This window comes from Rubrivivax gelatinosus IL144, from assembly GCF_000284255.1.
GTDB classification, from domain to species: domain Bacteria; phylum Pseudomonadota; class Gammaproteobacteria; order Burkholderiales; family Burkholderiaceae_C; genus Rubrivivax; species Rubrivivax gelatinosus_A.
The window spans coordinates 669,357-678,801 of the sequence record NC_017075.1 but is presented as its reverse complement, the minus strand read 5'-3'; the positions used below and the strand labels follow the sequence as shown (position 1 = coordinate 678,801).

Annotated in this window: 11 protein-coding genes; 5 read left to right on the top strand and 6 right to left on the bottom strand. The window is 72.0% G+C overall.

The features are described from left to right. Positions 1-2: 2 nt before the first annotated feature. The 4 genes from RGE_RS03265 to RGE_RS03250 all read right to left on the bottom strand — a co-directional run bounded on the left by RGE_RS03265 (position 3) and on the right by RGE_RS03250 (position 3,652). Positions 3-1,190 carry a cytochrome D1 domain-containing protein gene (locus RGE_RS03265; RefSeq protein ID WP_014426882.1) on the bottom strand — a complete coding sequence of 396 codons (1,188 nt, stop codon included), beginning with the start codon at positions 1,188-1,190 and terminating at the stop codon, positions 3-5. After that, positions 1,187-1,507, bottom strand: a complete 321-nt coding sequence (locus RGE_RS03260) for a c-type cytochrome (RefSeq protein WP_043784578.1) — start codon at positions 1,505-1,507, stop codon at positions 1,187-1,189. Before RGE_RS03260 ends, RGE_RS03265 begins: the two co-directional genes overlap by 4 nt. A gap of 23 nt (positions 1,508-1,530) precedes the next feature. Next, on the bottom strand, positions 1,531-1,842 hold the full coding sequence (locus RGE_RS03255) for a c-type cytochrome (RefSeq protein ID WP_014426880.1): 312 nt from the start codon (positions 1,840-1,842) through the stop codon (positions 1,531-1,533). A gap of 61 nt (positions 1,843-1,903) precedes the next feature. Then, positions 1,904-3,652, bottom strand: a complete 1,749-nt coding sequence (locus tag RGE_RS03250; RefSeq protein WP_014426879.1) for a nitrite reductase — start codon at positions 3,650-3,652, stop codon at positions 1,904-1,906. A 197-nt stretch (positions 3,653-3,849) separates the two neighbouring features. On the opposite strand from RGE_RS03250, the gene cobA reads away from it, so the two are divergent. From cobA to RGE_RS03235, 3 genes are read left to right on the top strand one after another with little or no spacing between them, the layout of a single operon-like run. Beyond that, positions 3,850-4,668: a uroporphyrinogen-III C-methyltransferase gene (gene cobA / locus RGE_RS03245; RefSeq protein ID WP_014426878.1), complete on the top strand. Its 819-nt coding sequence runs from the start codon at positions 3,850-3,852 to the stop codon at positions 4,666-4,668. After that, on the top strand, positions 4,665-5,015 hold the full coding sequence (locus RGE_RS03240; RefSeq protein ID WP_014426877.1) for a metal-sulfur cluster assembly factor: 351 nt from the start codon (positions 4,665-4,667) through the stop codon (positions 5,013-5,015). The genes cobA and RGE_RS03240 overlap by 4 nt, the downstream gene beginning before the upstream one ends. 7 nt (positions 5,016-5,022) lie before the next feature. Beyond that, a complete protein-coding gene (locus RGE_RS03235; protein ID WP_043783759.1) occupies positions 5,023-6,201 on the top strand; it encodes a hypothetical protein in 1,179 nt (392 codons plus the stop codon). On the opposite strand, the gene RGE_RS03230 is transcribed toward RGE_RS03235, so the two are convergent. Beyond that, entirely contained in the window at positions 6,202-7,083 is an 882-nt protein-coding gene (locus RGE_RS03230) for a LysR substrate-binding domain-containing protein (protein WP_014426875.1), read from the bottom strand. It lies immediately after the preceding gene. Between the two features lie 74 nt (positions 7,084-7,157). Here RGE_RS03230 and RGE_RS03225 point away from each other — a divergent pair, with 74 nt between their 5' ends. Continuing rightward, positions 7,158-8,198, top strand: a complete 1,041-nt coding sequence (locus RGE_RS03225; protein WP_014426874.1) for a YeiH family protein — start codon at positions 7,158-7,160, stop codon at positions 8,196-8,198. On the opposite strand, the gene RGE_RS03220 is transcribed toward RGE_RS03225, so the two are convergent. Then, positions 8,199-8,579 carry a rhodanese-like domain-containing protein gene (locus tag RGE_RS03220; protein ID WP_014426873.1) on the bottom strand — a complete coding sequence of 127 codons (381 nt, stop codon included), beginning with the start codon at positions 8,577-8,579 and terminating at the stop codon, positions 8,199-8,201. Positions 8,580-8,741: 162 nt separating this feature from the next. On the opposite strand from RGE_RS03220, the gene RGE_RS03215 reads away from it, so the two are divergent. Continuing rightward, the gene (locus RGE_RS03215; RefSeq protein WP_014426872.1) at positions 8,742-9,380 is read left to right on the top strand and encodes an MBL fold metallo-hydrolase; all 639 of its coding nucleotides are present in this window, start codon (positions 8,742-8,744) and stop codon (positions 9,378-9,380) included. Positions 9,381-9,445 lie beyond the last annotated feature (65 nt).

Below are 9,445 nucleotides of genomic sequence, written 5' to 3'. Positions count from 1 at the left end.
GCCTACATCCCCAGCCGGTTGGCGCGCGAGGTGAAGAAGATGCCGCTCGGCGAATCGACGGCCAGCGTCGCCAGCGTCGTGAAGCTGGCGGTGTCGACGACGCTGACGCGGTGGTCGTCGCGGCTGCTGATCCAGACCGCGTCGCCGCGAGGCGTGAACTCCAGGTGCAGCACCGCCTTGCCCGGCGAGAACGTTTGCACGACCTGCTGCGTCAGCGTGTCGATGACCTGCACGCGGTCGTAGTCGGGCACGGCGAAGTTGACCCAGACCTGGCGGCCGTCGGGCCGTGCCATCACGAACACCGGCTGGCCGGCGACCGCGATGCGGCCGACTTCCTGCCAGCTCTCGGTGTCGACGACCAGCACCTCGTGGCGGCCGATGGCCGGCAGGTAGGCGCGGCGCCCGGCGACGGCCCAGCCGCGCAGATGCGGCATCTTGTAGACCGGTAGCGGCTCCTGGCCGCGGCCGTAGCCCGACAGCACCTTGCGCGCGCGCAGCGGCTCGGCCCAGAGGTCGACGAGCGCGAGGCCGTCCTCGCCGAACAGGCCGGCGACGTAGTGGCGGCCGTCGGGCGTGACCAGCGCGTCGTAGGGCTGGCGGCCGATGCCGCCGAGCTTGGTCGTCTTCGGCGCCGCGGGGTCGCTGCAGTCGGTGATCCAGATCGCGTCGGCGTCGAACAGGCTGTAGGCGAAACGCCGGCCCGGCAGGTCGACGAGGCCGACGACACGCGAGCGCTGGCCGGGCGCGACTTCGGCCGGCACGTCGGCGACCAGCGCCAGCGTCGCGGCGTCGAAGACCTTGATGCCGCCGGGCGTGTAGTTCTGCGCCGCGACCAGGGTGCCGTCGGCGCTGATCGCGCCGCCGATCGAGTTGCCGGCCTGCATCACGCGGCCGGCGATGCGGCGCTCGAGCAGGTCGACCTTGGTGAGGCCGCCGTCGCGGCCGAAGACGTAGGCGTAGCGGCCGTCGCGCGAGAACACCGCCGAGGCGTGCGACAGGTCGCCGAGCCCGCCGACGCGGCCGAGCACGGCGCGGGCGCTGGTGTCGACGACGACGACGGAACCGGCGGCACGTTCGACGACGAGGCCGAGGTCGCCGGTGCCGCGCAGGGCGGGCGTCTGGGCGCAGCCGGGCACGAGCGCGGCCAGCGGCGGCAGCGCGAGCGCGGCGAGCAGGTCGCGGCGTTTCATCGGGAGGCGGGCAGTTCGGGGAAGCCTGCGAGCAGCCGTTCGGCGATCCAGCGCGCCTCGCCCTCGTCGAGCATCGCGCGCCAGGGCGGCATCGGCGTGCCGGGGCGTCCGTGGAAGATCGTCGCGGCCAGGCCGTCGACGGGTTTGTCGGCCAGGGCCTGCGGCGTCAGCGCGGGGCCGAGGCCGCCGCCGAGCCGCATGCCGTGGCACGAGCCGCAGTCCTGCCGGACCAAACGCACGAGCTGCTGCTGCCGTGGGGCATCTGGCTCGGACGCAGGTTCGGCAGCCGCGGCCGTGGCGGCAGCCGTCGTCAGCACGACGGCCGCCAACCGGCGCAGCCTCAGGACTGCTTGAGGATCCACGCGATGACGTCCTTGAGGTCGCCGTCGGAGATCTTCTCGGGCGGGTTCGGCGACATCGGGATCGGGCCGAAGCTGCCCGAGCCACCCTTGCGCACCTTGTCGAAGAGCTTGGCGCTGACGTCCTGGCCCTTGTACTTGGTCGCGATCTCCTTGAACGAGGGGCCGACGAGCTTCTTGTCCTTGGTGTGGCAGGCGTTGCAGCCGGCCTTGGTGATCGCGTCCTCGGGTGCGGCCAGGGCACCGGCGCAGGCGAACGCGAGGCCGAGCGCGACCAGCAGGGTCTTCTTCATGGGAGTCCTTTCGGGGCGGGGGAGCCGGGAGCGGCGCCGGTGCCGCTCCCGGTGCGCGACATCAATAGATGTCGTGTTGCGTGTTGAAGATGTTGAAGTGGCCGGTGGGCGTGATCAGCCGCGGGTCCTTGATGACGGCCTTGAGCTTCAGCGTCTTGTCGTCGACGACGACCAGCGCGCTCTGCTTGTTCTTGGCCGACCAGACCGAGAACCAGACCTCGTCACCGGCCTTGTTGAACTCCGGCTGCACGACCCGCTTGGCGCCGTCGTCGCCCAGGCCCGCCCACTGCGCGATCGGCAGCACGGTGAAGCCCTTGTCGAGGTTCTTCACGTCGTAGACCGCGACCGACTGCGACAGCGCCGGGTCGGGGTTCAGCGGCGTGTCGACGTACAGGTGCTGCGACTTCGGATGGCTCTTCAGGAACAGGTTGCCGCCGCCCTGGCCGGTGAGCTTGGCGACTTCCTTGAAGGCGTACTGCTTGTGCTTGACCGGGTCGGTGCCGATCAGCGAGATCGTCTCGTCGCCCAGGTGGCCGGTGGCCCAGACGGGGCCGAACTTCGGGTGCACGAAGTTGGCGCCGCGGCCCGGGTGCGGGATCTTGCCGACCTCGACGATGGCCGCCAGCTTGTCTTCCTTGGCGTCGATGACGGTGATCTTGTTGCTCTGGTTGGCGGCGACGAAGAAGTAGCGCTTGGTCGCGTCCCAGCCGCCGTCGTGCAGGAAGGGCGCCGAGCCGATCTCGGTCATCTTCAGCGCGTCGAGGTTGGAGTAGTCGACCATCAAGGTCTTGCCCGTCTCCTTGACGTTGACGATGAACTCGGGTTTGTAGTGCGAGGCGACGATCGACGCGACGCGCGGCTCCGGGTGGTACTCCTGCGTGCCGACGACCATGCCGCGCGTGGCCACGATCTTCTTCGGCTCCAGCGTGTCGCCGTCCATGATCGTGAACTGCGGCGGCCAGTAGGTGCCGGCGATCGCCAGCTTGTCCTCGTAGCCCTTGTACTTGGAGGTCTCGACCGAACGCGCCTCCAGGCCGACGCGGATCTCGGCCACCGTCTCCGGATGCTCCATCCAGAGGTCGATCATGTTGATCTTGGCGTCGCGGCCGATGACGAACAGGTAGCGGCCCGAAGCCGAGGTGCGCGAGATGTGCACCGCGTAGCCGGTCTTGATGACGCTGATGATCTGCTTGCTGTCGCCGTCGATCAGCGCGATCTCGCCGGCGTCGCGCAGCGTCGTCGAGAAGATGTTCTCGATGTTGAACTTGTTCATCTTGCGCGTCGGCCGCTTCTCGGGCGGGACGAGCACCTTCCAGGTCTGCTTCATCTGCGCGAGACCGAACTCGGGCGGCTGCGGCGGGTCCTGCTGGATGTAGCGGGCCATGATGTCGACGGTCTTCTCGTCGAGCTCGCCCGAGGTCAGCCAGTTCGGCATGCCGGCGGGGCTGCCGTAGGAGATGAACACCTTCAGGTAGTCGGTGCCCTTGGAGAGCGTGATGTCCGGCGTCAGCGGCTTGCCGGTGGCGCCCTTGCGCAGCACGCCGTGGCAGCCGGCGCAGCGCTCGAAATACGTCTTGCGGCCGAGTTCGAACTCGGCCTGCGTCATCTTCGGCGCCTTGGGGTTGGCGCTCTGGTACATCGGCTCGTTGGCCAGCGGCGACGGCGCGCCCTGGTAGCTCTGCTGGGCCGGCGGCATGGTGCCGTGGGTCTCGGCGGCGTCGGAGGCGGCGCCCTGCGCCAGCACAGCGGGAGACGCCAACAGGGTCGCCAGCAGCGCCACGGCGCCCGCGACCGTCGTCGTACGGATCATGTTCTCTCCTTCTCTCTCTTCAGCAGGTCGCCCCGGCCGCAAGACCGGTGACGTGTCTCGGCGCGGGAAGGCCGCGTCCGTGGGAAGGCATGGTCCGCAGCGGCTGCCGGGGCGTCCTTAAACTGGTTCAAGGACGCTCCCGCCGCCGCATTTCGACAATGGCATCACACGACACAGCACCCGGCAAGGAGCTCGGCATGAACGCTTTCCCTGAGACGCCGTACCTCTTGGCCGACCCGTCGCGCTACGGGCATGTGACGCTGCTGGGCGCAGGCCCCGGAGACCCCGAACTCCTGACGATCAAGGCCGCGAAAGCGCTGCAGCGCTCATCGCTGGTTCTCTACGATCACCTCGTGAGCGAGGAGATCCTGGCGCTGGCGCCGGCCACGGCCGAACGGCTGTACGTCGGCAAGCAGGCTTCGCGGCACGCGCTGCCGCAGGAGCAGATCATCGAGCTGATGCTGCGCCTGGCGCGCAGCGGCCGATCGCTGGTGCGGCTCAAGGGCGGCGACGGCTACATCTTCGGCCGCGGCGGCGAAGAGGCGATCGCGCTGGCCGAAGCCGGCGTTCCTTTCAGCGTCATCCCGGGCCTGAGCGCGGCGCAGGGCGCGGGCGCCAGCGCCGGCATTCCGCTGACGCACCGCGACCATGCCGGCGCGCTGGTCTTCGCCACCGGCCATCTGCGCAGCGACCGCCAGGCCGTCGACCTGGACTGGGAGGCGCTGGCGCGGCCGCGGCAGACGCTGGTGATCTACATGGGCGTCGGCACGCTGCCGGTCATCTGCCGCGAGCTCGTCGCGCACGGGCTGGCGGCCGACACGCCGGCGGCGATCGTCGAGCGCGCGACGATGCCCGACGAACGCTGCCTCACCGGCACGGTGACGACGCTGCCGATGCTGGCGGCGCAGCAGAAGGTGCGCACGCCGGCGCTGATCGTCATCGGCAGCGTCGTCGGCCTGCGCCCGCTGCTGGCGCAGCGCCGGCGCGAGACGAACGAACTGGAGGCCTGCGCATGAACGAGAGCCGTGCCGCGGCCTTCGCCCGCATTCCCTACGAAGGCCCGCCCGAGTGGCGCGAGCCGGTGCTGAACGCGCTGGCCCGGGTCGTCGACCCGGAGATCGCGCTGACCATCGTCGACGTCGGCCTGGTCTACGGTGTGCGGCTGCAGGATCGCATCGCCGCGATCCTGCTGACCACGACCTCGGCCGCCTGCCCGCTGGCCGACTCGATCGCCGACGACGTCGAGAGCGAGCTGATGCAGGTGCTGCCGGCCGGCTGGGCGGTGGACCTGGAGCTGACCTGGACGCCGGAGTGGACGCCGGAGCGCATGAGTCCGGCCGCCCGCAAATTCATGGGTTGGTGAGGCCGCGATGAAATACGCGCGCCCGCTGGTCGCCACCGCCGTCGTCACCGTGCTCGTCTCGGCGGTGATCGGCGGGCTGCTGCGGGTGGGTGTCGGCGAGGCGCTGCTGGGCAGCGACGCCGGTGCGGCGGTCTTCGGCCGCGCGGCGGTGTTCCACGCGGCGCTGATGCTGTCGGGCTTCTTCGGCACCGTGATCGCCGTCGAACGTGCGGTCGCGGCGCGGGTGCGCTGGGCTTTCGCGGCACCGGCCTTGTCGGGCGCCGGGGCGCTGGCGCTGCTGGGCGGAGCCACCGGGCTGGCGGCGGCGCTGTCGCTGGCCGGCGCGGCGGTGTTCGTCGCCGTGCACGCGCTGCTGCTCCAGCGCCAGGCGATGACGCACACACGGCTGCTGGCGCTCGCCGCGCTGGCCTGGCTGGCCGGCAACGCGCTCTTCGCCGCCGGCCGCGGCGCCGACGCGCCCGTCTGGTGGTTCGTCTTCCTCGTGCTGACGGTCGGGGCCGAGCGGCTGGAGATGACGCGTTTCGCGCCGCGCAAACCGGCCGCCGAACCGGCGCTGCTGGGCATCGTCGCGGCGCTGCTGGCGGGCGCGCTGCTGTCGGCCTGGCAGCCGGCGGCCGGCGGCGTGCTCTACGGCCTGGCGCTGATGGCGCTGGGCGTCTGGTTCGCGCTCTACGACGTCGCGCGGCGCACGGTGCGCGCGCCCGGGCTGCCGCGCTACATGGCGCTGTGCCTGCTGTCGGGCTACGCCTGGCTGGTGATCGGCGGCCTGGCCTGGATGGGCACCGCACTCGGCTGCCCCGGGCGCGACATGGCGCTGCACGCGCTGGGCCTGGGTTTCGTCTTCAGCATGGTGATGGGCCACGCGCCGGTGATCCTGCCGGCAGTCGCCAAGGTCAAGCTGCGTTTCGGCGCGCGTTTCTATGCGCCGATCGTCGCGCTGCACGCGTCGCTGCTGCTGCGGCTCTTCGGCGGCGTCGAGGACGCCGGCCTGCGCGCGCTGGGTGCGGCGCTGAACGCGGCGTCGGTGGCGCTGTTCGCCGTCATCGTCGTCAGCGCGATCGTCGCCGCACGGCACGCCGCGCGCCAGGCGCCGCCGCCCAAGCCGGCGGACGCGGCCGACGCCGAAGCGCGCCTGGCCGCGGCGCTGGCCGCCGCCCGCGCGCGCCGCGGCGACGCGCCGCACTGATCAGGCCGGCGGCGCGAGCTGTTCGCGCAGCCCCGGCGACAGCGTGCGCGCCCGGTGGTGCACCAGGTACAGCGGCCGCACGATGGCCGGCAGCCCGCAGTCCAGCAGCCGGATGCGACCCAGCGCCAGCGCGTCGGCGACGACCCAGGCGCTCAGGCAGCTGACGCCGAGACCGGCGGCCACGCCCTGCAGCAGCGCTTCGTTGCTGTCGAACTGCAGCGTGCGCGAGAAGTGGTCCAGCCGCGGCAGCAGCGCCTGCTCGACGGCTTCGCGCGTGCCCGAGCCCGGCTCGCGCAGCAGCCAGCGTGCGTCGCGCAGCTCGGCACAGTCCAGCCGCCGGCCGGGGGCGGCCAGCTGGTCGTCGGCGGCGGCGACGAGCAGCAGCCGGTCCTCGGACCAGCGCTCGACGGCGAGCTCGGGTTCGCTGCAATGGCCTTCGACCAGCGCGACGTCGAGTTCCAGCCGCGCCGCGGCGGCGGCGATGGCGCGTGTGTTGTCGATGTGCAGCTCGATCTGCGCGTCGGGCCGCTGGCGCAGCAGCCGCGCCAAGAGCGGCGGCACGAGGTAGTTGCCGACGGTGCGGCTGGCGCCCAGGCGCAGCGCCAGCGGCGGCTCGGCCTCGCCGCCGGTGAACTGGCGTTCCAGCCGGCGCAGACGGTCCAGCGCCTCGCGCAGCTCGGGCAGCACGGCGCGGCCGCGTTCGTTGAGCAGCAGCCGGCGGCCGACACGGTCGAAGAGCCGGGCGCCGAGCAGCGACTCCAGCTCGCCCAGCGCGGCGCTGGTGGCCGACTGCGACAAGGCCACACGCTCGCCGGCCGCCGCGGTGCTGCCGCAATCGGCCACCGCGAGCAGCACTTCCAGCTGGCGCAGCGTGAAACGCATGGATCGATCGAGTTACTGGGTCGATCGATCATACGCATATAACTCGTTTTTCTAATAACGCGGCGCAGCGCACGATGCGCGCCGTGTCCCCTTCCCTCCTCCTGGCTTCGATGCGCCGGCTGCTGCCCGGGCTGGCGCTGGCCGGCGCCATCGCCGCGGCGGCCACGGCGGCGGCCGGCCTGCCGGGCTTCGCGGCCCACGGCCTGGGTGCGTTGACGCTGGCCATCATGCTCGGCATCGCCGTCGGCCACGCGCCGGCGGCACGCAGGGCGGCCGCCGGGCCGGGCATCGAGTTCGCCAAGCAGCGCCTGCTGCGCCTTGGCATCGTGCTCTACGGGCTGCGGCTGGGGCTGGCGGACCTGGGTGCGCTGGGCGCCACCGGCCTCGTCATCGACCTGCTGATGGTCGGCACGACCTTCGCGCTGGCCTATGCGCTGGGCCGGCGCGTCTTCGGCCTGGACCACCGCACGACGGTGCTGATCGGCGCCGGCAGCTCGATCTGCGGCGCTGCCGCGGTGATGGCCTGCGCGCCGGTGGTGCGCGGCCGCGCCGACGAGGTGGCGGTGGCGGTCTCCACCGTCGTCGTCTTCGGCACGCTGGCGATGTTCGCCTACCCGCTGGCCTATCCGCTGCTCGGGCTGGAGGCTTCGCGTTTCGGGCTTTATGTCGGCTCGACGCTGCACGAGGTGGCGCAGGTCGTCGCCGCGGCGCGCCCGCTGGGCGAGAGCGCGGCCGACGCTGCGGTGGTGGCCAAGCTGGCGCGTGTGATGCTGCTCGCGCCCTTCCTGCTGCTGCTCTCGGCCTGGGACGCACGCGGCGATGCCGACGACGCCGGCGGCGCGCGCCGCATCACCGTGCCGTGGTTCGCGCTGGGTTTCGTCGCCGTCGTGCTGCTGCACCCGTGGCTGGCGCTGCCGCCGGCGCTGGTCGACACGCTGCTGGCGATCGACGGCGCGCTGCTGGCGATGGCGATGGCCGCGCTGGGGCTGACGACGCACGTCTCGGCGCTGCGCCGAGCCGGCGCGCGGCCGCTGGCGCTGGCGGCGCTGCTGCTGGTCTGGCTGGCCGTCGGCGGGCTGGCGATCAACGTCGGCGTGCCGGCGCTGGCCGGCTGATCAGTCGAAGGCCGGCGCCTCGGGCCGCACGACCGGCTTGCCGGCGGCCAGCCAGGCGTCGTAGCCGCCGGCGATCGAGACGACGTCGGTATAGCCCATCTCCTGCATCGCCACCGCGGCCAGCGCGGCGCGGCCGCTGCTCTTGCAGTACAGCACCACCTTCAGGCCACGGTCGGCCAGCGCCGGCGTGCCGCCGAGCTTGAACTCCAGCAGGCCGCGCGAGACGTGCAGCGCCCCGGGCAGATGGCCGGCCGCGAACTCCTCGGCCTCGCGCACGTCGAGCAGCACGTCGGCCTTCGCGATCGCGGCTTCGGCTTCATCCGGCGAGACCTCGCGGATGCGCGCCTTGGCGGCGACGACGAGGTCGTGGGCGGTCTTCATCGGGGCGTCTCCGGCAACGGGGGATAGCCGCCGAATATACCGGCCACGGTATCAACGCAGAGGCGGAATGTACGTCGCAGGAGGGGCCGGGGCGAGAGACCGCAGGGTCTGGCGGCGGTGCACCGATGGCAAGATGCCGCCTCGAACCGATCTCTCGTCACGATGCTCCAGTACCGAACCGTCCCCGTCACGCCCTTCCAGCAGAACTGCAGCATCCTCTGGTGCGACGAGACGCGCGAAGCCGCGGTGCTGGACCCGGGCGGCGACGTGCCGCGCATCCTGGCGGCGATCGAGGAACTCGACGTCGCGCCGCGGCTGATCCTGCTGACGCACGCCCACATCGACCATGCCGGCGGCGCCGGCCGCCTGGCGCGCGAACTGGCGCTGCCCATCGTCGGCCCGCACGAAGGCGACAAGTTCTGGATCGACGGCCTCGTGCAGCAGGCGGCGATGTTCGGCTTCCCGCAGGCCGAGCCCTTCATGCCGGTGCGCTGGCTGAAGGACGGCGACACCGTCGCCGTCGGCCGCACGACGCTGGCGGTGCGCCACTGCCCGGGCCACACGCCGGGGCACGTCGTCTTCCACAACGCCGAAGCCAAACGTGCCTTCGTCGGCGACGTGCTGTTCGCCGGCAGCATCGGCCGCACCGACTTCCCCGGCGGCGACCACCAGACGCTGATCGACAGCATTGTCCAGCGCCTGTGGCCGATGGGCGAGGACACCGTCTTCGTGCCCGGCCACGGGCCGGAGAGCACGTTCGGCGACGAACGCCGCCACAACCCCTACCTGCGCGGCACCTGAGCCGGAGAACAGCGCGGCCGAGCTTGACCTATTTCAAGCCTCGCCGCGCTGCAGGGCCGCTACGC

What these genes read in the sequence shown, in the direction of transcription:
- RGE_RS03265 (WP_014426882.1), bottom strand. Translation starts at nt 1,190, where the DNA reads ATGAAACGCCGCGACCTGCTCGCCGCGCTCGCGCTGCCGCCGCTGGCC.
- RGE_RS03255 (WP_014426880.1), bottom strand. Translation starts at nt 1,842, where the DNA reads ATGAAGAAGACCCTGCTGGTCGCGCTCGGCCTCGCGTTCGCCTGCGCC.
- RGE_RS03250 (WP_014426879.1), bottom strand. Translation starts at nt 3,652, where the DNA reads ATGATCCGTACGACGACGGTCGCGGGCGCCGTGGCGCTGCTGGCGACC.
- cobA (WP_014426878.1), top strand. Translation starts at nt 3,850, where the DNA reads ATGAACGCTTTCCCTGAGACGCCGTACCTCTTGGCCGACCCGTCGCGC.
- RGE_RS03240 (WP_014426877.1), top strand. Translation starts at nt 4,665, where the DNA reads ATGAACGAGAGCCGTGCCGCGGCCTTCGCCCGCATTCCCTACGAAGGC.
- RGE_RS03235 (WP_043783759.1), top strand. Translation starts at nt 5,023, where the DNA reads ATGAAATACGCGCGCCCGCTGGTCGCCACCGCCGTCGTCACCGTGCTC.
- RGE_RS03230 (WP_014426875.1), bottom strand. Translation starts at nt 7,083, where the DNA reads ATGCGTTTCACGCTGCGCCAGCTGGAAGTGCTGCTCGCGGTGGCCGAT.
- RGE_RS03225 (WP_014426874.1), top strand. Translation starts at nt 7,158, where the DNA reads ATGCGCGCCGTGTCCCCTTCCCTCCTCCTGGCTTCGATGCGCCGGCTG.
- RGE_RS03220 (WP_014426873.1), bottom strand. Translation starts at nt 8,579, where the DNA reads ATGAAGACCGCCCACGACCTCGTCGTCGCCGCCAAGGCGCGCATCCGC.
- RGE_RS03215 (WP_014426872.1), top strand. Translation starts at nt 8,742, where the DNA reads ATGCTCCAGTACCGAACCGTCCCCGTCACGCCCTTCCAGCAGAACTGC.